Here is a 22,422-nt window from a genome sequence, read left to right on the forward strand (position 1 = left end):
ATGATGGGGCGCTCCCCCTCAAAAGCCTTCTCCCTTGGAGAGAGGGCTGGATCTCCCAAAAGCCTTCCCCCCAAGGGGAAGGCTAGAGAAGATTGGGCGGCAAAACTCCCCGAAAGAGCCCCAAAACACCCCCTCAAAAAAGCGGTCCCTCCCTTGTAATTTCCCCCATTTTACGGTATAGTGATAAGAGACATTTTGACCAAACCAAGAGAGGAGAGAGGCCATGCGCATCATGGCAATCGACTACGGAGACGCCCACACGGGGGTGGCCATCTCCGACCCCACCGGCCTGCTGGCGGGGACCACCACCACCATCCACAGCCGGAAGGACCAGGTGGTCCTGGAGGAGCTGCGCAGGCTGATAGAGCAGTACCAGGTGGACGAGCTGGTGATGGGCTTCCCCCGGAACATGGACGGGACGGAGGGCCCCCGGGCCCAGCTCTACCGGGACTTCGCCCGGCAGGTGGAGGAGGCCACCGGCCTCAGGCCCGTGCTGTGGGACGAGCGGCGCACCACCATCGACGCCCACCGCATCCTCTTTGACGCGGGGAAGAACGCCAAAAAGCGGAAAAAGACGGTGGACGCGGTGGCCGCCTCCCTGATCTTAGAGGGGTATCTCACCTTCCGGAGGACCCGGGGGGAAATTTGACGAAAGAGGGTTTTGCTCATGCTTTTGATACAGGTGACCTACACCATGCGCCCGGGACAGCGGGATGCCTTTGTCCGCAAAATCCGGGAGAGCGGCATTCTGGACGCCATCCGGGGGGAGGAGGGCTGTCTGGGCTACTCCTACTACCTGCCCGAGGAGGAGGACGGCACCCTGCTGCTCATCGAGAAGTGGACCGGAGCCCCGGCCCAGAAGGCCCACCTGGAGACCCCGCACATGAAGCAGATGGCCGCCTTCAAGCCGGAGTATGTGGCGGACACCAAGCTGATTTCCTGCACCATTCCGGACTGAGCGCACCCCGCCGCAGGCGGACGAGATATATGTGAGGAGGAAGTTTTTATGAACATCAAAACGGTCTGGGCCGTCTATTTCAGCGGCACCGGCACCACCGAGAAGGTGGCCACCACCCTGGCCAAGGATTTGGCGGAGCGGCTGGGAGCCGGGTATGATACTTACTGCTTCAACCTGCCCCAGGCCCGGGAGAAGGACCTGTCCTTCGGGCCGGAGGATCTGGTGGTGCTGGGCACTCCGGTGTACGCCGGGCGGGTGCCCAACCTGCTGATGCCCTATGTGCGGGACCACATCAAGGGGAACGGCACCCTGGGGGTGCCCGTGGTGCTGTACGGCAACCGGAACTACGACGACGGCCTCATCGAGCTGCGCAACCTGATGCGGGACAACGGCTTCATGCCCGTGGCCGCCGGGGCCTTCGTGGGGGAGCACTCCTTCTCCAAGGTCCTGGGCGCAGGCCGCCCCGACGGGGAGGACATGGCCCTGGTGGCCCAGCTGGGGGAGAAAGCGGCTGAAAAGGTGAAAGCCTTGACAGAGATTCCCGCCCAGGCGGTCTCCGTTACCGGCTGCGACCCCATCCGCCCCTACTACACCCCCCGGGACCGCCACGGGGAGCCCATCAAGGACTTTTTGAAGGCCAAGCCGGTGACCGACCCGGACAAGTGCGTGAAGTGCGGGCTGTGCGCCCGGCTGTGCCCCATGGGCTCCATCGACCCCGCCGACGTGTCCAACGTGGCGGGCAAGTGCATCAAGTGCTGCGCCTGCGTGAAGAAGTGCCCCACGGGAGCCAAGTACTTCGACCACGAGGGCTACCTGTACCACCAGCACGAGCTGGAGGACCAGTACGCCGGCCGCCGGGCCCCCAGCGAGATCTTCGTGTAAAGGATATGGACCATACAGAACTTGTACTGCGGGAGGAGCTGTGCCGTGCGGCACAGCTCCTCTATCAGCGGGGCTATGTGGTGGGCCACGACGGAAACCTGTCCCTCCGCCTGGGGGAGGACCGCATCCTCATCACCCCCTCCGGGGTGAGCAAGGGCCGCCTGGAGCCGGACATGCTGGTGGTGTGCGATCTGGAGGGCCGGGTGCGCTCCGGGGAGCGCTACCCGTCCTCCGAGACGGCCATGCACCTGCTGGTCTATAAAGAGCGGCCCGACGCCGGGGCGGTGGTCCACGCCCATCCCCCCATGGCCACCGCCTTCGCCATCCGGCGCACGCCCCTGAGGGAGCCCTACCTCACCGAGACGGTGAGCGGCCTGGGGGAGGTGCCGGTGGCCCCCTTCGCCATGCCCTCCACCCAGGAGGTGCCCGAGAGCATCCGCCCCTTTGCGGCCCATCACAGCGCGGTGCTCCTGGCCAACCACGGGGCTCTGGCCTGGGGGCGGGACCTGTGGGAGGCCTTCGACCGCATGGAGACGGTGGAGCAGACCGCCAAAATTTACGCCTGGGTCCAGCTGCTGGGCGGGGGCGTGGAGCTCACCCGGGAGCAGACCCAGGGGCTGCTGGCCCTGTCCGGCCGGTATGAGCGCCTCGCCGGCCGCCGGGAGCCCGGAAAGGAGGACTGACATGGCAGAACAGGAGATCCTCAACGTCCGCCTGGGGGAGGGGGACCGGAGCGTGGTCCTGCTGGACCAGAGCCAGCTCCCCAACCGGGTGGAGTACCGCACAGTGACCCGGCTTCCGGACATGGTGGAGGCCATCCAGTCCCTGCGGGTGCGGGGCGCCCCCGCCATCGGCATCTTCGCCGGGTACTGCCTGTACGTGCTGGCCCGGCAGCTCATAGAGCAGGGATTATCCGGCCCCGCCTTTTTGGATAAATTGAACCGACAGGGAAAAGTGCTTGTCAGCTCACGGCCCACAGCGGTAAACCTGGCCTGGGCGGTGGGGCGGCTCACTCGCCGGGCCGCCCGGATGGCCGGTGCGCCGGCCGAGTACATCGTCTCCGCCCTGGGGGAGGAGGCCCGGGCCATCCGCCGGGAGGACGAGGAGATGTGCCAAAAAATCGCCGAGCACGGCCTGTCCCTCCTGAAGCCGGGGGACGGGGTGCTGACCCACTGTAATGCGGGACCCCTTGCCACCTCCAAATACGGCACCGCCCTGGGTCCCATCCTTCTGGGACACGAGCGGGGAATCCCCCTAAAAGTGTTTGCCGACGAGACCCGGCCCCTCCTCCAGGGGGCCCGCCTCACCGCCTGGGAGCTGCAGCAGGCGGGGGTGGATGTGACCCTCATCTGTGACAATATGGCCTCCATGGTGATGAAAAACGGCTCCATTCAGGCCTGTTTTGTGGGCTGCGACCGGGTGGCCGCCAACGGGGACGCGGCCAACAAGATCGGCACCAGCGGAGTGGCCATTCTGGCCAGGCACTACGGCGTCCCCTTCTATGTGCTGGGCCCCACCTCCACCATCGACTGGACCTGCCCCGACGGGGCCCACATCCCAATCGAGGAGCGCGACGGGGAGGAGATCCGCTCCCTGTGGTACCGGGAGCCCATGGCTCCGGCGGGGGTGAAGTGCTATAACCCCGCTTTCGACGTCACCGACCACACCCTGATCTCCGGCATCGTCACCGAGTACGGCGTCTGCCGCCCGCCCTTCTCCCGGTCGCTGAAAAAGCTTTTTGAGACAATATCCAGCAAGTAAATTTACTTGTCATACTGAGATGCAAAAAACAGCCGCCCGAAGGCGGCTGTTTTGCGTTTGCTTGCGGCTGTTTACGGCGTATCCAGATCCACCAGGATATTGTCGGTGCCGTGCTGTTCAAATTCGGCGATGTAGGCGTCGATGCGGCTGGTCAGTTCGTCGTAGTTGCTCTCGTCGATGGGAGCGTCGTCCATATCCCGGCGGGCCAGATCCTCCGCCAGGATGTCAAAAAACACATTGTTCTCATATTCCATAATGGCCTCGTGGATTCCGCCCTCCACAAAGGCGCGGGAGGGGACGATCTCCCCCTGATACAGCTCCGCCAGGGAGGGCATGCCCTCCAGCGCGGCCCTCCCGAACAGAAGGCTCTCCACCTCGTCATAATCCGTAAAGCGCTGATCGCCCCGGGTGGAATTCAAGATCCAGTTTCCGATGTACACCAGGTCAAGCAGACGGCGAAATTGCTTTTGACTCAATTCCAGGTTCATTTCCATGGCCTCCTTTCCCAGAACCGAAGCAGGCGGTCGGGTCTTTCCTCACCCTATATTATAGTCTATGTGGGAGGGTTGTCAAATGGAGAAAGCGGGTTTTTCATGGAAAATTGGCCGGGCTGTTCCGGCCTGGGGGTTGGGGCGGAAGCGGACGCAGAAAAATTTCTCTTTCTCCGCTCTCTCCGCCGCCCCGGGCGCGGCACTATTACTGTAACAGTGACAATGACAATAACAATGACATTAACATGTAACTGTAACTGTGACTGTAACTGTGACTGTAACTGTGACTGTTACTATAACGGAGCCCTAGTTGTACGGGAACGTGCCACAAAACGCCCCCTTTTCCAGGAGGGTAGAAGGAGGCGAAAGCTTTGAACAATCGAAAACGAGGGTTCGTCTTTTATTTTGACAATATTCTGGCGGTGGAGAGCCTGCCGCCGGACCAGCGCGGGTGGCTGCTGTCCGCCCTGTGCTCCTATGCGGACCGGGTGTGGCAGGACACCTCCGTGGGCATCGAGGAGGTCCTGGACCTGTACCCCCAGATGTCCCAGCAGGCCTCGGTGGCCTGCCGCTTTCTGGCGGCCGGGGTGCTGCGGGACACTCAGAAGTGGCTCACCCAGCAGGAGCTGCGCACCCGCCGCCGGGAGCAGCAGGGGAGAGCGCCCCTCGCCGCCCGGCCGGCCTCGCCCGCCCAGGACAGCCCCCAGTCCCTGGAGCGCTACCGCCAGGACGTGGAGCTGGCCCGCCGGGTTTTGGAGGAGAGCCGGAGGGAGGACGAGGCCCTGTCGGCGAAAGAGAGCTGAAAATATGCCATTCAGCTCGCTGTTGAAGACGAGGACCGCCTGGAGGCTGTCACAAAAGAAATCTACATGGAGACCGCGTTCCACTTCAACTGTACTTGGACTGCGGTGGAACGCAATATCCGAACCGCCGTAGCGAGGGCATGGAAAATCAACCGTCCTCTCTTGGCCGAGATAGCTGGCTATCCGCTGACTTGTACCCCTACCGCATCTGAATTTATTGAGATCCTGGCCTCTTACATACTCCGTTCATCTCAGTCACAGTTACCACTGTGGCCTTTTGCCCTGCTTTGATTATTCCACCTCTTTCCTTTTACCCTTTTCTCTTTTAACTCTTGACTTTTTATAGCTGGTCTCTCTGATGAGAATGGCACTATCCTATCAGACGGACCTGAAGGCAGTCTGAAAAAGTGGTAAAGAAATCGTGGACAGAGGATGAAGTGCTTACATCCGCTGGCTGAATGGCCTAGATGGCCAGCAGCAGGACCGCGATGCGGAAGTAGACCAGCAGGGAGACGGCGTCGGCGATGGTGGTGATCAGGGGGCTGGCCATGACGGCGGGGTCCAGCCCCAGCCGGCTGGCCGCGATGGGCAGCAGGCAGCCCAGCAGCTTGGAGGAGACCACCGTGACAATGAGGGTCAGACTGACCACCAGGGCGACGGCGGTTCCCACCTGGCTGAAGAGGGTCAGCCGGGCCAGATTGACCAGGGCCAGGGTCACGCCGCACAGAACGCCCACCTGGAGCTCCTTCCAGGAGGCTCTCCACCAGTCGCCCCACCGGAGCTCCCCCAGAGAGAGGCTTCGGATGACGGTGACCGAGGACTGGCTGCCGCAGTTGCCTCCGGTGTCCATGAGCATGGGAATGAAGGCGGTGAGGGCAACCTGGGCGGCCAGGGCGTCCTCAAAATAGGTGATGATGGCTCCGGTGAAGGAGGCGGAGATCATCAGCAGCAGGAGCCACACCACCCGGTGCCGGTACAGGTCCAGGACCCGGGTGAGGAGATAGGGGCGCTCCGAGGGCTGGATGGCGGCCATACGCTCCATGTCCTCGGTGGCCTCCTCTTTGAGAACGCCCAGAGCGTCCTCGGCGGTGAAGGTGCCCACCAGACGTCCCGACCCATCGGCCACGGGCAGCTCGGACACCTCCAGCTGATCCAGGAGGGCGGCGGCCCGCTCCTGGTCCTCCTGGGGGGCCAGGACGGCCTTCGGCGCCTCCGCGGCCTGGTCCAGACGGGCCCTCTCCGGCAGAGTCAGCAGGGTGCGGACGGTGAGCAGGCCCAGCAGGAGCCCCTCCTCATCCACCACATAGCAGTTGGTCAAAAAGTCCTGGGGGATACCCACCTGGCGCAGACGGGCCAGGGCCTCCCGGGCGGTCATCCGGGGGGAGAGGAACAGGGGCTCCCGGGACATGACGGCCGCCACCGTATCCTGGGCGGCAGGCGCGGTGTACAGAATGTTGTTCTTCATCATGGGAATTTCCTCCTTGTCGTCGAAGTCCGGCAGAGCCGGCGGTCAAAGACAGGGAGGTCCGGTCGATTCGAGCAGGGCTGGGAAACCCGGGCAGGCCGGAAAAGAGGGCGGGAGACGCCGTCTTCCGCCGTTTTCAGGCGGACCCTCCGGCGCGCCTTCCGCGTCCCGCTCCATGGACGCGGAGGGTATGGGGCCATATTCGTCTTCCGTGACCTCGGCTGCCGCTGTCCATGGAACTCACCTCACTTTGTTTTGATTTGGAAGGGCCCGGAAAAAGAGAGACACGCGAAGCTGCGGCGGCAGTCTCGCGTGTCTTTGTTCTCTCAAAACACATGGGCCGCCGTCCGAGCTTTAGCATCACAGGGCGGTGAAGCCACATTAGAGCCTGCCTTGCATTCGACAGGCCCTGTTCAAACCAGCGCAGGATGTCTCCATCCTTTTGCGGCAGCGGCCCATATCCCTGTGGTAGCCTTACCTACCGGGTCCGCGGTCAGTATACCACGGCGTCAAACGCCGTGTCAAGAAAATTTTTCTTCCGCTTTTATGTGAATATTTCCTGTATTTTGTGAAAAAGAGGGGGAGTTTATTCCCGTTTTCCAGTCCCGTACGGAGCGTCCCGGAGAGCGCCGCCCTTCGGGGGAGCGGCCGCCCGCAGTTTCCGCGCCTATCCCCGAAGGCATTGCTCCCTGCGAGAAAATATGCAGGAGGAGGGCGGCGGCTCCGTCAAAAAGCGCCGCTGCTTTTGCGCCGCACCGCGGCGCGGCGGCCCCCGGCTGAGCTCAGACGGATTCTGCTCCGCAGAGGTTTTTCAACAGATTGAGGGGATACGCGCCGAAACGCGTATCCCCTCTGGTACAAGCGGGCCTGTAAGCCGGGTTCTGTCTTTTAAGACAGCCATCTATCTCGACGCGCTGTTGCCAACGCGCTCAAGCCGCCTCCCCGGGACGGCCGGGCCGGCCTATGTGTCCCTCCACGGCGTTGCTCCGGATAGAGTTTACAGCGATGGGCGCTTTCACACGCCATCGGGTGAGCTCTTACCTCACCTTTCCACCTTTGCCGCCCCATGGCGGAGCGGTAGTCTATTTCTGTTGCACTTTTCCTAGGGTCGCCCCCGGCGGGTGTTACCCGTTATCCCTGCCCTGTGGAGCCCGGACTTTCCTCACAGACGGGCCTTTCGCCCCGCCCGCGCGGCTGTCCAGCCCGCTTGCGCCCTCTATCATACCGGAAAACCGGACGGTTGTCAAATAAAAGGGCCGGGTTCTTGGGAATTGAATTTTTCCGGCCGCTATGGTAATATACTAACCAGGTAAGAATTCACTGGAACGGAATGGAAGGAGGGGGCGTTATGTCTACCATCAAAGAGTATCTGTCCGAGCTCAGCGGCCGGCGGGTCACCGTCATCGGCATGGGGGTAAGTAACATCCCGCTCATTAAAATGCTTCTGCGGGCCGGGGTGGAGGTCACCGTCCGGGACCGCTCGCCCCGGGAGCGGCTGGCCGAGCAGGCCCAGGAGCTGGAGAGCCTGGGTGCCAGGCTGATCTTGGGGGAGAACTACCTGAAGGACCTCCCGGAGGAGCTGATCTTCCGCACCCCGGGTCTGAGCCCCAACACCCCGGAGCTGCTGGACGCCGTCCAGCGTGGGGCCGCTCTCAGTTCGGAGATGGAGGTGTTTTTCCAGACCTGCCCCGGGCGGCTCATCGGCGTCACTGGAAGCGACGGAAAGACCACCACTACCACCATCATCGCCGAGTTTTTAAAAGAGGCGGGGAAGAACGTGTATGTGGGGGGGAACATCGGCAGGCCCCTGCTGGCCGACGTGGCCGACATGGTGGAGGAGGACTACGCCGTGTTGGAGCTGTCCTCCTTCCAGCTGATGACCATGGACCAGAGCCCCCATATCGCCGTGGTCACCAACATAAGCCCCAACCACCTGGACTACCACCACACCATGGAGGAGTATGTCCAGGCCAAGAAAAATATTTTCCTCCACCAGAGCCCTGAGGACCGGCTGATTTTAAACTTTGACAACCCGGGGGCGCGGAGCATGGCGTCGGAGGCGGTGTGCCCCGTCACCTGGTTCAGCCGGAAGTGGCAGTTGGACGAGGGGGTCTACCTCCGGGACGAGGCCATCTGGCTCACCAACGAGCAGGGCAGCCGGGAGGTGCTCCCCCTGGAGCTCATCCAGCTCCCCGGCGACCACAATATTGAAAACTATATGGCCGCCATCGCCGCCGTGGACGGCCTGGTCCCCGACAAATGCGTCCGGGCGGTGGCCCTGCGCTTCAAAGGAGTGGAGCACCGGATCGAGTTCGTCCGGGAGCTGGACGGGGTGCGCTGGTACAACGACTCCATCGGCACCAGCCCCACCCGCACCACCGCCTGTCTGGAGTCCTTCCCCCAGAAGGTCATTCTGATTGCCGGCGGATACGACAAGGGAGTCCCCTTTACCCAGCTTGGCCTGGAGATCGTGGACCGGGTGAAGACCCTGGTCCTCACCGGGGACACCGCCCCCGCCATCCGCCAGGCGGTGGAGCAGGCGGACGGGTATGGGCCCCACACCCCCGATATTTTCATGGCCGGGGATCTGGCCGGGGCGGTAAAAGAGGCCAGGGCCGCCGCCCAGCCGGGGGACATCGTGGTCCTCTCGCCGGCCTGCGCCGCCTTCGACCGGTTCAAGAATTTCATGGAGCGGGGGCAGGTGTTTAAGCAGCTGGTGCAGGAGCTTTGATTTGGCAGGGTTCCGCCCTGCGGGGCGGGTTCCTTTCTGCTCGGGCAGCGCTCCCGTCTTGCAGGAGGTTTCGCCGCCTGCGGGCGGCGAGCTTCTTTCTGGATGCCCAGAAAGAAGCCAAAGAGGCACCAGGGGGCCGCTCAGGATGGGCGCTCACGCGCCCATATTCGCGCCCCCCTGGACCCCATTCACGGGGGACCCTCCTGAGAAGTTCCCAGATACTTCCGGCGCGCAAAATCTGAGTGACCTCCGCAATTTCTCCCGGGCCACGGGGCCCTGGGTTTGCAAAAATTGCGGCTGGTGCGGTCCCACAGCCGCGCCTGGCTTGGCCGAGCCAACGGTACCAGATTCGTTGACGACGGGAGCCCCAAGGGACTCCCCTACCCAAGTCAGGAAGGCTTTCTTGAGCACTTGTAGGGGAGGGGCTTGCCCCTCCCGCCGTATTCCTGAGCTGAACTTGAGCCCCACCGCAACAAAGGCGCACTCAAATAGGGGAGTGCCCAGCTCTCTATTTACCGCCAGGTAAGCGGCAGCGAAAGACGAGGGGCAGGCGTTCGACTGAACTACCCGCGCCTTTGCGTTGACCGCCAAGTTCCCGCATTGGCGGCCCCCGTAAACGGGGGTCCAGGGGACCGTGAATATGGGCGCGAAGCGTCCATCTGAACGGCCCCCTGGCGGCTTTTTAGTTTCTTTTTGGCCGTCCAAAAAGAAACTCGCCGCCAGCAGGCGGCGAAACTCTCCCACGATAAAAAACAGACGCAAACAAGGAGGAACCAATTCCTTGAACTACCCGGAAACATTAGAACAATTATGCTCCATCCCCGCCCCCAGCGGCTTTGAGACCCCCGCCGCCCAGGCGGCCCTGGAGCTGCTCCGCCCCCTGGTGGACGAGGCGTGGATCGACAAAATGGGCAATGTGGTGGGCGTGCGCTGCTGCGGAAAGGAGGGGGCCAGAAAACTGCTTCTGGACGCCCACCTGGACGAGATCGGCTTTATTGTCACCGGCCATCAGGACGGCTTTCTCCGCTTCGCCCCTCTGGGCGGGGTGGACCCCCGGATGCTCCCCGACCGGGAGCTGACCATTCTCTCCGATCCCCCCGCCTATGGGGTGGTGGCCTGTCTGCCCCCCCACATCCAGAGCCGGGAGGATATGGATCAGGCAATCCCCATCAAAGACCTGTTTCTCGACGTGGGTCTCACCCAGGAGGAGGCCCAGCGCCGCATCCCCGTGGGCACCCCAGCCGTCTACCGCACCGGCTGCCGCAACCTGGGGGACAAGCTCCTGTGCGGCAAGGCCCTGGACGACCGGGCCTGCTTTGCCGTCCTGCTGGACACGGCGGAGCAGTTGAAGGACGCAGAGCTGGACGTGGACCTGTATCTCCTGGGCAGCACCCAGGAGGAGACCCACAGCACCGGAGCCATCACCGCCGCCTACGGCCTGGCTCCGGATTTCTGCGTGGCGGTGGACGTGACCCACGGGGACTCCCCGGACGCGTCCAAGGAAAAGACCTTCCCCCTGGGGAAGGGGCCGGTGATCGGCCTGGGCCCCAACTGCACCAAATGGATGTCCAAGCGCATGGAACAAAAAGCCCAGGAGCTGGAGCTGTCCGTGCAGTACGAGGTGATGGCCGGCTCCTCAGGCACCAACGGCTGGCCCATGCAGATCATCCGGGAGGGGATCGCCACGGCGGTGCTGTCCGTCCCCCTGCGGTATATGCACACCCCCATTGAGACCGTCCATGGGGACGACCTGATCAACACCGCAAAGCTGCTGGCCGCCTTTGTGCGGGGACTGGGAGAGGAGGCGGAGGCCCTGTGATTGAGACATTAAAGACCCTGTGCGCCCTGAACGGGGTATCCGGGGACGAGGATGCGGTGCGGGACTATCTCCGAACTCAGGCGGAGCCCTACGCCGACGCCATCTGTACCGACGCTCTGGGCAATCTGATCGTGTTCAAACGGGGCAGGAGGGCCACGGGGAGTAAGGTGCTCCTGTGCGCCCACATGGATGAGGTGGGTCTCATTGTCACCCGGGCCACCGAGGACGGATTTTTGAAGTTCGACTTTGTGGGCGGCGTGGACCGCCGGGTGGTGCTGGGCAAGCCGGTGGAGCTGGGCCCGGACCGGGTGCCCGGCATTGTGGGCATGAAGGCCATCCACATGCTCACGGCGGAGGAGCGGAAGAAGGTCCCCAAGACCGACTCCCTCTATCTGGACATTGGAGCCGCCAGCAGGGAGGAGGCCCTGTCCAAGGTCCCCCTGGGCGCCTACGGCGCCTTTGTGGGGGAGCCGGAGGAGCTGGGGGACGGCTTCCTCAAGTCCAAGGCCATCGACGACCGGGTGGGCTGCGCCATTCTGCTGGAGCTGCTGAAGGAGGACCTGCCTCTGGATGTGACCTTCGCCTTCACCGCCCAGGAGGAGGTGGGCACCCGTGGGGCCTTTGGGGCCGCCTTTTCGGTCACACCGGAGATCGCCCTGGTGCTGGAGACCACTACCGCCGCCGATCTGCCCGAGATCGAGGGGGCCCGGCGGGTATGCGCCCCCGGAAAGGGGCCGGTGATCTCCTACATGGACGGGGGGACCATCTACGACCGGGAGCTGTTTGAGACCTTGCGAAGCCTTGCGGAGGAGCGGAACATCCCCTGGCAGACCAAGGAATATATCGCCGGGGGCAACGACACCCGGACCATCCAGCGCTCCAAGGCCGGGGTGCGGGTGGCGGCCCTCTCCGCCGCCGTGCGCTACCTGCACGCCCCCGCCAGCGTGGGGTGTATTTCGGACTTTGAGAATATGCGGAAGCTGACCCGGGCGTTTTTGGATCATTTGGCGAGGATTTGAACCACCAGTTTTCGTTGAATGGCCCGCCGGGAACTTGTACCACATAGGGCGGGGACTTGCCCCCGCCGTCCTGCGGCCTACTATTTGGCACACCTGGGCCGCCCCTGCAAATAGGCACACATTTTCTGAACCTCACAAAGGAGCAGTTTCTTCATGGAACTTTTTGAACTGATTCAAACTTTGGTCTCTGCCCACGGCCCCTCCGGCAACGAGGGGGGTGTCCGGGAGGCCATCCGAAAACTGGCCGCCCCCTATGGCGGGGAGGCCTCCACCGACACCATGGGCAATCTTATCATCCACAAGCCGGGACCCGGCCCCAAGGTGATGCTGTGCGCCCACATGGACTCCATCGGCTTCATTGTCACCCACGTTGAAAAGGAGGGCTTCCTCCGGGTGGGCAAGCTGGGAGGCGTCGCCCCCCAGGAGATTTTGTACACCCCTGTCCGATTCCAGAACGGCGTGCGGGGCGTGGTGGTGAAGGAGGAAAAGGCCTCCTTCTCCAAGCTGAAGCTGGACGAGTGCTACCTGGACATTGGAGCCAGAGACGAGGCTCAGGCCCGGGAGATGGTTCAGATTGGTGACACCGCCGTCTACGACACACCCACGTTTTCCAGCGGTGGGAAAGTGATTTCCCCTTACCTGGACAACCGGGTCTCCTGTGCCATTCTCCTCCAGGTGCTGGAGAAGCTGCCGGAAAACTGCCCTAACGATCTCTACTTTGTATTCTCCACTCAGGAGGAGGTGGGGCTGCGGGGCTCCAAAACTGCCGCCTATGCCATCGAACCCGACTACGCCCTGGCGGTGGACGTCACCGACGTGGACGACACTCCCGGCACAGACCGGTGCGGCACCGTCCAGCTGGGAAAAGGGGCGGCTATCAAGCTGATGGACCACTCTGTCATCTGCCACTCAGAGATCGTGAAGGAGTTAGACTTGACAGCTCTGGAGCGCGGTATCGCCGTCCAGCGGGACATTTTACGCACCGGGGGCACCGACGCGGGGGCCATCCATGTGAGCCGCACCGGGGTCAAAACAGGCGGCGTGTCCGTGCCCTGCCGGTATATCCATACGCCGGTGGAGATGGTGGACCTCTCTGACGTGCAGGCGTGCGTGGAGCTGGTTTTGGCATTTGTGGAGAAGAAAATGTCTTAATCAGTTTTTGCGGAGGATTTCGCCGCCGGGGCGGCGAAATCTCCCCCGGAAAAACAGAAAAAATAAGAGGAAGTAACCAAACTATGAGTTTACAGATCAGCGAAAAAGTAAAAGAACTGGGCCGCCGGGCCCAGGAGGAATTAAAGGACCAGTTTGCCCGTATCGACGCCATCGCCGAGGAGAACGCCGCCCGGGTGCTGGACGCTTTCCAGACCCATCGGGTATCAGACGCCTACTTCGCCGGTACCACCGGCTACGGCTACGACGACCTGGGCCGGGACAAGCTGGACGAGATCTACGCCCAGATCTTCGGCACCGAGGCCGCCCTGGTACGCATCCAGTTCGTCAACGGTACCCACGCTATCGCCGCCGCCCTGTACGGCTGTCTGAAGGCGGGGGACGTGCTGGTGTCCGCTGTGGGGGCCCCCTACGACACCCTGCTGGGGGTGATCGGCGCGGTGGACAAGGGCCACGGGTCCCTGAAAGACTACGGTATCGAATACCGGCAGGTAGAACTCCTTGACAACAAGCCCGACCTGGATGGAATGGCCAAGGCGGCCGCCGGCCCCCGGGTGAAGGCGGTGCTCATCCAGCGCTCCAAGGGGTACTCCACCCGCGCGTCCCTGTCGGTGGCGGAGATCGGGGAGATGTGCCGCGTCATCAAGGAGGCCAATCCCAACGCGGCGGTCATCGTGGACAACTGCTACGGGGAGTTCGTGGAGACCATCGAGCCCACCCACATGGGGGCCGACCTGGTGGTGGGCTCCCTCATCAAAAACCCTGGCGGCGGCCTGGCCCCCACCGGCGGCTACATCGCCGGGCGGCGGGACCTGGTGGAGGGAGCCGCCATGCGCCTGACGGTGCCCGGTATCGGGGCGGAGTGCGGCTCCACCCTGGGGAACAACCGCCTGCTGTACCAGGGCCTGTTTCTGGCCCCCCACACGGTGGCCCAGGCGGTCAAGACCGCCGTATTTGCCGCCCGGGTGATGGAGCTCCTGGGCTATGAGACCGAGCCGGTGTCCTCGGCGGTGCGCCACGACATCATCCAGATGATCCACATGAAGGAGCCCGAGGCGTTAAAGAAATTCTGCAAGGGCATCCAGTTCGGGGCCCCGGTGGACTCCTACGTCACTCCTGAGCCCTGGGACATGCCCGGCTATGACTGTCAGGTCATTATGGCGGCGGGAGCCTTCATCCAGGGGGCGTCCATCGAGCTGTCCGCCGACGCCCCCATGCGGGAGCCCTACACCGTGTACCTCCAGGGCGGCCTCACCTTCGAGTCGGGCAAGCTGGGGGTCCTGCTGGCGGTGGAGGAGCTGCTGAACCACTAAAAATTGAGATAGGCCAAGCCGCCGGGCGCATATCCTCTCTTGATGGGAGGGGAGGCGTATGGACCTGCTTTGGCGGCTGCGGCGGTATTTCCGGTCCCGGCGCCCGCTGCGCCCCCGCGCAAGGAGAGGCGGGCGCTCCGGGGCGGCTCCCGTGCGGGCGCGCTGGCGGCGTCCCAGGCCCTGGCAGGTGACCCTGCTGGTGGGTATCCTGCTGGCCGCCGCGGTCATCGGCTTTCTGGAGGCCCGGCTGCGGCCCATGGTGGTGACGGCGGCCCAGGCCCAGGCACAAAACGCCGTGGCCGGGGTGATCGAGCACGCCATCTGGGAACAGCTGGGGGAGGAGGCGGTCACCTACTCAGATCTGGTGACCATCCAGCGGGATTCCGCGGGGACCATCACCGCCCTGACCACCAACACGGCGGCCATGAACCAGCTCCGGGCGGAGCTGATCGGGGTGGTGCTGGAGGCCCTGGACGGGGTGGACGTGTCCCAGATCCAGATTCCCCTGGGCAGTTTGGTGGACCTGGACCTGCTTTGGGGCCTGGGGCCCACCATGAAGGTCCACGCCATGACGGTGGGCACGGTGGAGGGGGAGTTTCAAAGCCAGTTCTCCTCCGCCGGGGTGAACCAGACCCTCCACAAGATCGACCTGGAGCTTGCGGTCCCCCTGACCCTCATGCTCCCCGGCGGAGCGGTGGAGGCGGTGTGCGAGACCCAGATCCCCATCGCCGAGACCGTCATTGTGGGGCAGGTGCCCCAGATCTTTTTACAAAACGGGGGATTTTAGTTGTAGGGGCGGCTATCAGCCGCCCGCTGTTCCCGCAGTGAAAATTGGATACGGGCGGATCATATCCGCCCCTGCGCACACCCCCGCTGATTTGTCGCAGAGTCGGACACGCAGGGCCGCTTGTTCACGGGCTATCGGGGACACTGTCCCTACAACCCGACATATCGCATGGGGCGCGTCATTCCCATGAAATCCCCACCAAGTCAAACGCAGGAGGAACTTTGATGGACATTCAAGAGGAGATCCAGGCCCTTCGCCGGGAGCTGGAGCAGGCCAACTACGAGTACTATGTACAGGATAACCCCAGCATGTCGGACTACGACTACGACCACAAGCTCCGCCGGCTGGAGGAGCTGGAGGGGGAGCACCCCGAGCTCATCACCCCCGATTCCCCCACCCAGCGGGTGGGCGGAAAACCCCTGGAGTCCTTTACCCAAGTGGTCCACAAGGTGCCCCTGGAGTCCCTCCAGGACGTATTTGACTACGACGAGCTGCGACAGTTCGACCAGCGGGTGAAGGGTGTGGTCCCCAACGCGGTATACGACGTGGAGCCCAAGGTGGACGGTCTGTCCGTGGCCCTGGAGTATGAAAACGGCCTGTTTGTCCGGGGGGCCACCCGGGGGGACGGCCAGGTGGGGGAGGACGTGACCGAAAACCTGCGGACGGTGAAGTCCATTCCCCTGCGCATCCCGGACGCCCCCAGCCAGCTCATTGTCCGGGGGGAGGTCTATATGCCCAAGAAGGTGTTCCACGCCCTCAACGAGGAGCGGGAGAGAAGGGGGGAGGCCCTCTTTGCCAACCCCCGGAACGCCGCCGCCGGGTCCCTGCGGCAGTTGGACCCCAAGGTGGCCGCCTCCCGGAAGCTGGACATTGCGGTCTTTAACGTCCAGTGGGCGGAGGGGGAGACGTTCCGCACCCACCTGGAGACGCTGGACTATCTGAAGTCCAAGAACTTTAAAGTGATTCCCCATTACAGCGCCGCCACCATTGAGGAGGCGGTGGACCGGGTGGCCGCCATCGGGGAGGGCCGGGAGGAGTTCCCCTTTGATATCGACGGTGCGGTCATCAAGGTCAACGATTTGGCTCAGCGGGAGACCCTGGGCAGCACCGCCAAGTTCCCCCGGTGGGCGGCGGCCTATAAGTACCCCCCGGAGGTGAAGCCCTCCAAGGTGGTGGACATCGTCATCCAGGTGGGCCGCACCGGGGTGCTCACCCCCAAGGCGGTGCTGGAGCCGGTGCGGCTTGCGGGGACCACCGTCACCAACGCCACCCTCCACAACCAGGATTTCATTGCCGAGAAGGACGTGCGCATCGGGGACACGGTGCTGGTGCGCAAGGCGGGGGAGATCATCCCGGAGATTCTGTCCGTGGTAGGGGAGAAGCGGCCCGAGGGGACGGTCCCCTATGTGTTCCCCACGGTGTGTCCCGTGTGCGGGGCCCCCGTGGAGCGGGACGAGGACGGGGCCCACATCCGCTGCACCGGGGCCGAGTGCCCCGCCCAGCTGCTGCGGAATCTGGCCCACTTTGCCTCCCGGGACGCCATGGACATTGAAGGCCTGGGCATTGCCGTGGTGGAGAATCTGGTGAACGCCGGGCTGGTCAAGACTCCCGGGGACCTGTACTTCCTGAAGGCGGAGGACGTGGAGCCCCTGGAGCGGATGGGCAAGAAGTCCGCCCAGAACCTGATCGCCGCCATCGAGCGCTCCAAGGAGCAGGACCTGTCCCGGCTGCTGTACGCCTTCGGCATCCGGCAGGTGGGGCAGAAGGCGGGGAAGATTCTGGCCGCCCGGTTCCGCACCCTGGACGCCATCCAGAGCGCCGCCCTGGAGGAGCTCACCGCCGTGGACGACATCGGGGCCATCACCGCTCAGAGCATCCTGGACTGGTTTGCCAGCCCCCAGAGCCAGCACCTCATCGCCCGCCTGAAGGAGGCGGGGGTGAACATGACGGCGGCGGAGCAGGGGAGCGACCAGCGCTTTGCGGGCATGACCTTTGTGCTCACCGGCTCGCTGGAGCGCTTCACCCGGGACCAGGCCTCCGCCCTCATCGAGGAGCGGGGGGGCAAGTCTGTCTCCTCCGTGTCCAAAAAGACCACCTACGTGGTAGCCGGGGAGGCGGCGGGCTCCAAGCTCAGAAAGGCCCAGGAGCTGGGCATTCCCGTCCTCACTGAGGAGGAGTTCCAAAATCTTCTGGCCTGACCGGCTCCACTCTGTTCAAGTCCCTGTTTTTGTGCTATAATCAACTATGCCGGCGGGCGGGCCGTGTTGCGGTCCGCCCGCTTCCTACGCTGGAGAGAAAAGGGGAGCGGATATGAAACAGGGGTACATCTTTATTGCCATCGCCACCATCATGTTCAGCACTTTTGAAGTGGCACTAAAATACATCGCTGGGGAAATTAACTCCGTCCAGCTCACCTTCGCCCGCTTCTTCATCGGCTTTCTGTTCCTGGCCCCGCTGGCCTGGCGGACGCTGAAAAAGCGGGGGCTGTCTCTGGACCGGAAAAGCGTGGCCTATTTCGCCCTGCTGGGCCTGGTGGGTATCGCCATCTGCATGCCCATCTATCAGCTGTCGGTGAACTACGTGGACTCCGGGGTGGTGGCCGTGCTGTTCAGCTGCAACCCGGTGTTCGTCACCTTCCTGGCATTTCTGTTCCTGGGCGAGGCCATCCGGGGCCGCCACATCGCCGCCCTGGTGCTGGAGGTGCTGGGGACCGTGGCCATCATCAACCCCTTTGAGACCCGCCTGGACCCCTTCGGCGTGGTGCTGGCCCTGGCGGCCACCATTCTGTTTGCCATCTACGGAGTCATGGGAAAGAAAAAAGTGGCCCAGTTCGGCGGCTCGGTGGTCACCTGCTTCGGATTCCTGTTTGGCAGTCTGATCATCCTGGTGTTCATCGGCCTCACCCACATCCCGGCGGCGGCCCAGGCCATCACCGCGGCGGGGCTGCCCGCCTTTGCCAACATTCCGCTGTTTGCCGGATACACCCTGGAAAACCTGCCCGTGGTGCTGTATGTGTCCGCTGGTGTGGCGGGCGTGGGCTTCTGCGCCTACTTCATGGCCATGGAGTACCAGCCGGCCAGCATTGTCTCTCTGGTCTATTTCTTCAAGCCAGCCCTGTCCCCAGTGCTGGCCTGGGCCCTCCACGGGGAGGAGATCCCGCTGAACATGCTGCTGGGGATCATTTTGATCGTGGCGGGCTCCTTCTGCGCCATTGTGCCTGGGGTGATCGAGACCAAGCGGGGCGTTGCCTTTTCCCGCTTCTGACCAACAGGGAAGTATTTTTCCAATTCAAAAAATGTGAGGAGAGAACCAAGATGCCAACATCCAAAGTTTATTTCACCGACCTCCGCACCCAGATCGGCGTCAGCCAGCTGGACAAGCTGGAGAAGCTGATCCGCGCCGCCGGAATCGGCGACATCGACTTTGACCACAAAATGACCGCCATCAAGATCCACTTCGGGGAGCCGGGCAACCTGACCTACCTGCGGCCCAACTACGCCAAGCGGGTGGCCGACGTGATCAAGTTCCTGGGCGGCCTGCCCTTCCTGACCGACTGCAACACCCTGTACCCCGGGCGGCGGAAAAACGCCCTGGAGCACATTGAGAGCGCCTATGAGAACGGCTTCACCCCCTACTCCACCGGCTGTCAGGTGATCATCGCCGACGGCCTGAAGGGCAGCGACGACATTGAGGTCCCGGTCCGGGGCGGGGAGTACGTGAAGGCCGCCAAGATCGGCCGGGCCATCATGGATGCGGACATCTTCATCAGCCTGAGCCACTTCAAGGGTCACGAGATGACCGGCTTCGGCGGGACCATCAAGAACATCGGCATGGGCTGCGGAAGCCGCCGGGGCAAGATGGAACAGCACGCGGCGGGAAAGCCCACCGTCTCCGCCAAGCGCTGCGTGGGCTGCCGCCAGTGCGCCAAGCAGTGCGCCCAGGACGCCATCTCCTATGGGGAGGACCGGAAGGCCTCCATCGACCACAGCAAGTGCGTGGGCTGCGGCCGGTGCATCGCCTCCTGCAACTTCGACGCCATTTCGGCGGAGAATGACGCGGCAATCCCGGACTTGAACCGGAAGATGGCCGAGTACGCCAAGGCGGTGGTGGACGGGCGGCCCCAGTTCCACATCAGCCTGGTCATCGACGTGTCGCCCTACTGCGACTGCCACGGGGAGAACGACATGGCCATCCTGCCCGATGTGGGCATGTTCGCCTCCTTTGACCCGGTGGCCCTGGACCAGGCCTGCGCCGACGCCTGCCTGAAGCAGGAGCCCATCCCCGGCAGCCTGCTGGACGACAACATGCACGCCGAGGGCTTCTGCGACCACCACGACCACTTCAAGAACACCACCCCGGAGACCGACTGGAGGAGCTGTCTGGAGCACGCCGAGAAGATCGGCCTGGGCAGCCGCAGCTATGAGCTGATCCGCGTATAAATCCTGAAACTAAAAAGGGCCAGAGGAACAAATTCTCTGGCCCTCAGCTTGTCGAAAAACCTCCCGAGTGTGGGCGGGGGAGCTCGAGGGGGCGGCAGCCCGCCTCGAGTGGGATCGAATGCCCTGAATGCCTTGCATGGCAAGGCGTTCAGCGAGCGCAGCGAGGACTTTTCCGCCGCTGAACGGCGGGAAAGTAACGGCATTTTTGCAGGCCGTCGGAAAAGTCTCTAGACTTTTTCGACGGCCTGAGGGCCAGAGGAACAAAGCCTCTGGCCCTTTCCGGTTCTTCTGATGGTAGGCGGGAAGGGGAGAGGCTACATTTTTTCTCCCTCGTTTTCCTTGTTTTCCTCTAGTTTCCCCCGTTTTTTCACCTTCCCCAGGGGGTTGGCCCGGGCGGCTGTGCGTAAATCGTCGTTGTCCACGTGGGTGTAGATCTGGGTGGTGTTCAGGTGGTCGTGGCCCAGCACCTCCTGGAGGGTGCGCACATCCACGCCGTTTTGGAGCATCAGGGTGGCGGCCGTGTGGCGCAGTTTATGGGCGGAGTACTGGGTGCTGTCCAGGCCGGCGGCGGCCAGATGCTTCTTCACCAGCTTGTGAACCGCCGCCCGGGAGATGCGCCGCCGGTTCTGCAAGGTTACAAAGAGGGCGTTCTGGTCCACCAGGGTGAGCATGCTCCGCTCGGTGAGCCAGTCCTCCAGCGCGCTCTGACATGCCTCGTTGAGAAAGAGCATCCGCTCCTTGTTGCCCTTGCCCAACACCCGCAGCTGATTGCCACGCACGTCGGTGACGTTCAGCCCCACCAGCTCGGAGATCCGCAGGCCGCAGTTTAAAAACAGAGTTAGGATACAGTAATCCCGGGCCTGATTGGCCCCGTCCACGTGGTCCAAGAGGCTGACACTTTCTTCCAAATCCAGATACCGGGGCAGCGACTTTCTCAGATGGGGCGAATCCAGGTCCTGCATGGGGTTTTCGGAGATCAGCTTGGCCTTGTTGGTGAGGTACTTATAAAAGGAGCGGATGGCGGCCACCTTACGGGCCCGGGCGGGCGCGGAGAGCCCGCTGTGGGCGTCCGGGCTGTTGGGATGGACGATCCGGTCCCGGGACAGGTAGTTCATATAGGAATACACGTCGCTGAGGGTGACGGAGCCGACAAGCTCCAGATCCACGTCGTCAATGGAGATCTGGTCCAGCGGCGTATTGCGGGCGACGCGGCCTTTGTCCAGCTTGAGGAAGCGGAAAAAGTTCCGCAGGTCCAGAAAATATTCGTCCACGGTCCGGCGGGAGTGGCCCTGGATGGTCTCGTGGTAGACCAGGAAATCCCGCAGGATGGGCGGTGCATCAGTGCGATAATCCGTCACAAGTAATCAAATCGTGCAGCAAAAGACAAGAAGCCGGACCTGGAGCGCCGCAGGCTCCAAAGGCCTGAAATCCGGGAAAACCCAGGAGAGGGGCCATTTTGCCTCCTCTCAGGTCAACAAAATTTTTATTTTGTTGACCTACATTCCCAAATTCATAGCCGCCCTCCCCGGCGGCTCTTCTGGCTCTCAAGGCTCCTTCCAGCGGCGGACGATTTGTGCCTCCCTTCTCTTTCAGCATGGTTGGATTGTTTTTCTTATCTTACCACGTGCCAGAAGGTCCTGTCAACGGAAAACCACGGGTGCGCTCTGGAGCCAGAACCGCCCAAGCGGTCCGGCCTGTGTCCACTGGCGCTGTCCGCCGCGCTGCTCTGACAAACTGCCTGCGACGGACGCATACTGAGCCGCCCCTGTCCCGACGGCCCCGTGCTTTCGAGCCGCCCCCACTTTAAACAGCTGCAAACAGCTGCCTCCCACCGCTTGTCCAGTCTATTTTCGCGTGCTCCCTTTCCCTTCCCGGGAAAACCTGCTATAATTTCAAAGGACATAACGGAATCGACAGGGGGAATTCTCCATGATCGGCACGGGAACCATCGCCAATGTCCTGGCCATTATAGCGGGCGGCTCACTGGGCCTGCTGGCCAAGGGCGGCTTGAAAGAGCACTACCAGGAGGGTATTTTGAAGGCTCTGGGGCTGGCCACCCTGTTCATTGGGGCCTCGGGGGCTCTGGCGGGGATGCTGGCCGCGGAAAACGGCGTTCTCTCCTCTGCCGGCACGGGCAAAACCCTGGCCATGATCCTGGCACTGGCCCTGGGGGCGCTGGCGGGCGAATTCATCGACCTGGACCGGCGCATGGAGCAGCTGGGGGCCTGGCTGAAAGCCAAGGCCGACCGGGGCGGCGACAGTCATTTTATCCAGGGCTTTGTCACCGCCTCCCTCACCGTGTGCATCGGGGCTATGGCCATCGTAGGCTCCATTCAGGACGGCCTCACCGGCGACGCGGCCACCCTGTACACCAAATCCATCCTGGACTTTATGATCGTGATGATCTTCGCCTCCATCTACGGCAAAGGGGCCATCTTCTCCGCCCTGCCGGTGGGAGTGCTCCAGGGGGCGGTCACCCTCTGCGCCGGGCTGGTGGCCCCAATATTCAGCGATGGGGTCATCGCCAACCTGTCCTTGCTGGGAAATATGCTCATCTTCTGCGTGGGGGTCAACCTGTGCTTCGGCGCCAAGTTTAAAGTGGCCAACCTCCTCCCTGCCCTGGTTTTCGGACCGGTGTTTCAGTGGGCGGTGTCTTTCCTTCCGATATAAATTGATGGGTAAACAGAGCCTCTCCGGCCGCTTCGGAGGGGCTCTGTTCTATTTGAAGGCGCAAAAATTGAGGCGGTCCCGGATCGGGACCGCCTCTGCAAAAGAAAGGAAAGG

Annotated in this window: 19 protein-coding genes, 1 other RNA gene and 1 riboswitch; of the genes, 16 read left to right on the forward strand and 4 right to left on the reverse strand. The window is 63.0% G+C overall.

Annotated elements, in window-relative coordinates:
* Nucleotides 1–223 precede the first annotated feature (223 nt).
* The 5 genes from ruvX to mtnA are packed head-to-tail and all read left to right on the forward strand — an operon-like array spanning nt 224 to nt 3,601.
* A complete protein-coding gene (gene ruvX / locus B5F19_RS07845; RefSeq protein WP_087289548.1) occupies nt 224–649 on the forward strand; it encodes a Holliday junction resolvase RuvX in 426 nt (141 codons plus the stop codon).
* 18 nt (nt 650–667) lie between these two features.
* Nucleotides 668–958: a putative quinol monooxygenase gene (locus B5F19_RS07850; RefSeq protein WP_087289549.1), complete on the forward strand. Its 291-nt coding sequence runs from the start codon at nt 668–670 to the stop codon at nt 956–958.
* A 48-nt stretch (nt 959–1,006) separates the two neighbouring features.
* Nucleotides 1,007–1,840 (forward strand): EFR1 family ferrodoxin, encoded by an 834-nt coding sequence (locus B5F19_RS07855; protein WP_087289550.1) that lies wholly within the window; start codon nt 1,007–1,009, stop codon nt 1,838–1,840.
* A 5-nt stretch (nt 1,841–1,845) separates the two neighbouring features.
* The gene (locus tag B5F19_RS07860) at nt 1,846–2,523 is read left to right on the forward strand and encodes a class II aldolase/adducin family protein (RefSeq protein WP_087289551.1); all 678 of its coding nucleotides are present in this window, start codon (nt 1,846–1,848) and stop codon (nt 2,521–2,523) included.
* Between the two features lies 1 nt (nt 2,524).
* Nucleotides 2,525–3,601 (forward strand): S-methyl-5-thioribose-1-phosphate isomerase, encoded by a 1,077-nt coding sequence (mtnA, locus tag B5F19_RS07865; RefSeq protein ID WP_087289552.1) that lies wholly within the window; start codon nt 2,525–2,527, stop codon nt 3,599–3,601.
* A 71-nt stretch (nt 3,602–3,672) separates the two neighbouring features.
* Here mtnA and B5F19_RS07870 read toward each other — a convergent pair whose 3' ends face one another.
* A complete protein-coding gene (locus B5F19_RS07870; RefSeq protein ID WP_087289553.1) occupies nt 3,673–4,089 on the reverse strand; it encodes a hypothetical protein in 417 nt (138 codons plus the stop codon).
* A gap of 374 nt (nt 4,090–4,463) precedes the next feature.
* Here B5F19_RS07870 and B5F19_RS17470 point away from each other — a divergent pair, with 374 nt between their 5' ends.
* Nucleotides 4,464–4,895 (forward strand): DUF6291 domain-containing protein, encoded by a 432-nt coding sequence (locus B5F19_RS17470; RefSeq protein ID WP_162612545.1) that lies wholly within the window; start codon nt 4,464–4,466, stop codon nt 4,893–4,895.
* A 463-nt stretch (nt 4,896–5,358) separates the two neighbouring features.
* On the opposite strand, the gene mgtE is transcribed toward B5F19_RS17470, so the two are convergent.
* Complete coding sequence (gene mgtE, locus B5F19_RS07885; protein ID WP_087289556.1) at nt 5,359–6,363, reverse strand: magnesium transporter; 1,005 nt, start codon at nt 6,361–6,363, stop codon at nt 5,359–5,361.
* A gap of 330 nt (nt 6,364–6,693) precedes the next feature.
* A riboswitch (M-box (ykoK) riboswitch) is annotated at nt 6,694–6,853 on the reverse strand.
* A gap of 361 nt (nt 6,854–7,214) precedes the next feature.
* Nucleotides 7,215–7,570, reverse strand: an RNA gene (gene rnpB / locus B5F19_RS07890) — RNase P RNA component class A.
* Between the two features lie 138 nt (nt 7,571–7,708).
* Between rnpB and murD the strand changes: the two genes are divergently transcribed.
* The 9 genes from murD to B5F19_RS07940 all read left to right on the forward strand — a co-directional run bounded on the left by murD (nt 7,709) and on the right by B5F19_RS07940 (nt 19,638).
* Nucleotides 7,709–9,091, forward strand: a complete 1,383-nt coding sequence (gene murD, locus B5F19_RS07895; protein WP_087289557.1) for a UDP-N-acetylmuramoyl-L-alanine--D-glutamate ligase — start codon at nt 7,709–7,711, stop codon at nt 9,089–9,091.
* A gap of 781 nt (nt 9,092–9,872) precedes the next feature.
* On the forward strand, nt 9,873–10,910 hold the full coding sequence (locus B5F19_RS07905; protein WP_087289559.1) for a M42 family peptidase: 1,038 nt from the start codon (nt 9,873–9,875) through the stop codon (nt 10,908–10,910).
* Nucleotides 10,907–11,929 carry a M42 family metallopeptidase gene (locus tag B5F19_RS07910; RefSeq protein ID WP_087289560.1) on the forward strand — a complete coding sequence of 341 codons (1,023 nt, stop codon included), beginning with the start codon at nt 10,907–10,909 and terminating at the stop codon, nt 11,927–11,929. The genes B5F19_RS07905 and B5F19_RS07910 overlap by 4 nt, the downstream gene beginning before the upstream one ends.
* Nucleotides 11,930–12,082: 153 nt before the next feature.
* Entirely contained in the window at nt 12,083–13,081 is a 999-nt protein-coding gene (locus B5F19_RS07915) for a M42 family metallopeptidase (RefSeq protein WP_087289561.1), read from the forward strand.
* Nucleotides 13,082–13,164: 83 nt separating this feature from the next.
* Entirely contained in the window at nt 13,165–14,412 is a 1,248-nt protein-coding gene (locus B5F19_RS07920) for a methionine gamma-lyase family protein (RefSeq protein WP_087289562.1), read from the forward strand.
* Nucleotides 14,413–14,470: 58 nt separating this feature from the next.
* A complete protein-coding gene (gene yunB, locus B5F19_RS07925) occupies nt 14,471–15,199 on the forward strand; it encodes a sporulation protein YunB (RefSeq protein WP_087289563.1) in 729 nt (242 codons plus the stop codon).
* Nucleotides 15,200–15,423: 224 nt separating this feature from the next.
* A complete protein-coding gene (gene ligA / locus B5F19_RS07930) occupies nt 15,424–17,397 on the forward strand; it encodes an NAD-dependent DNA ligase LigA (protein ID WP_087289564.1) in 1,974 nt (657 codons plus the stop codon).
* A gap of 112 nt (nt 17,398–17,509) precedes the next feature.
* Nucleotides 17,510–18,463: a DMT family transporter gene (locus tag B5F19_RS07935; RefSeq protein WP_087289565.1), complete on the forward strand. Its 954-nt coding sequence runs from the start codon at nt 17,510–17,512 to the stop codon at nt 18,461–18,463.
* A 50-nt stretch (nt 18,464–18,513) separates the two neighbouring features.
* The gene (locus B5F19_RS07940) at nt 18,514–19,638 is read left to right on the forward strand and encodes a DUF362 domain-containing protein (RefSeq protein ID WP_087289566.1); all 1,125 of its coding nucleotides are present in this window, start codon (nt 18,514–18,516) and stop codon (nt 19,636–19,638) included.
* Between the two features lie 314 nt (nt 19,639–19,952).
* Here the strand turns inward: B5F19_RS07940 and B5F19_RS07945 are convergent, their stop codons facing one another.
* On the reverse strand, nt 19,953–20,996 hold the full coding sequence (locus tag B5F19_RS07945) for a tyrosine recombinase XerC (RefSeq protein WP_087289567.1): 1,044 nt from the start codon (nt 20,994–20,996) through the stop codon (nt 19,953–19,955).
* Between the two features lie 571 nt (nt 20,997–21,567).
* On the opposite strand from B5F19_RS07945, the gene B5F19_RS07950 reads away from it, so the two are divergent.
* Nucleotides 21,568–22,308 carry a DUF554 domain-containing protein gene (locus B5F19_RS07950; protein WP_087289568.1) on the forward strand — a complete coding sequence of 247 codons (741 nt, stop codon included), beginning with the start codon at nt 21,568–21,570 and terminating at the stop codon, nt 22,306–22,308.
* Nucleotides 22,309–22,422 lie beyond the last annotated feature (114 nt).

The organism is Pseudoflavonifractor sp. An184, assembly GCF_002160305.1.
GTDB lineage: Bacteria > Bacillota > Clostridia > Oscillospirales > Oscillospiraceae > Lawsonibacter > Lawsonibacter pullicola.

Excerpts from the sequence above, each read along its gene's own strand:
- B5F19_RS07950 (WP_087289568.1), top strand. The coding sequence starts at position 21,568 with ATGATCGGCACGGGAACCATCGCCAATGTCCTGGCCATTATAGCGGGC.
- B5F19_RS07935 (WP_087289565.1), top strand. The coding sequence starts at position 17,510 with ATGAAACAGGGGTACATCTTTATTGCCATCGCCACCATCATGTTCAGC.
- mtnA (WP_087289552.1), top strand. The coding sequence starts at position 2,525 with ATGGCAGAACAGGAGATCCTCAACGTCCGCCTGGGGGAGGGGGACCGG.
- B5F19_RS07860 (WP_087289551.1), top strand. The coding sequence starts at position 1,846 with ATGGACCATACAGAACTTGTACTGCGGGAGGAGCTGTGCCGTGCGGCA.
- B5F19_RS07870 (WP_087289553.1), bottom strand. The coding sequence starts at position 4,089 with ATGAACCTGGAATTGAGTCAAAAGCAATTTCGCCGTCTGCTTGACCTG.
- B5F19_RS07920 (WP_087289562.1), top strand. The coding sequence starts at position 13,165 with ATGAGTTTACAGATCAGCGAAAAAGTAAAAGAACTGGGCCGCCGGGCC.
- B5F19_RS07855 (WP_087289550.1), top strand. The coding sequence starts at position 1,007 with ATGAACATCAAAACGGTCTGGGCCGTCTATTTCAGCGGCACCGGCACC.
- ligA (WP_087289564.1), top strand. The coding sequence starts at position 15,424 with ATGGACATTCAAGAGGAGATCCAGGCCCTTCGCCGGGAGCTGGAGCAG.
- yunB (WP_087289563.1), top strand. The coding sequence starts at position 14,471 with ATGGACCTGCTTTGGCGGCTGCGGCGGTATTTCCGGTCCCGGCGCCCG.
- B5F19_RS07940 (WP_087289566.1), top strand. The coding sequence starts at position 18,514 with ATGCCAACATCCAAAGTTTATTTCACCGACCTCCGCACCCAGATCGGC.
- B5F19_RS07850 (WP_087289549.1), top strand. The coding sequence starts at position 668 with ATGCTTTTGATACAGGTGACCTACACCATGCGCCCGGGACAGCGGGAT.
- ruvX (WP_087289548.1), top strand. The coding sequence starts at position 224 with ATGCGCATCATGGCAATCGACTACGGAGACGCCCACACGGGGGTGGCC.
- B5F19_RS07915 (WP_087289561.1), top strand. The coding sequence starts at position 12,083 with ATGGAACTTTTTGAACTGATTCAAACTTTGGTCTCTGCCCACGGCCCC.
- mgtE (WP_087289556.1), bottom strand. The coding sequence starts at position 6,363 with ATGATGAAGAACAACATTCTGTACACCGCGCCTGCCGCCCAGGATACG.
- murD (WP_087289557.1), top strand. The coding sequence starts at position 7,709 with ATGTCTACCATCAAAGAGTATCTGTCCGAGCTCAGCGGCCGGCGGGTC.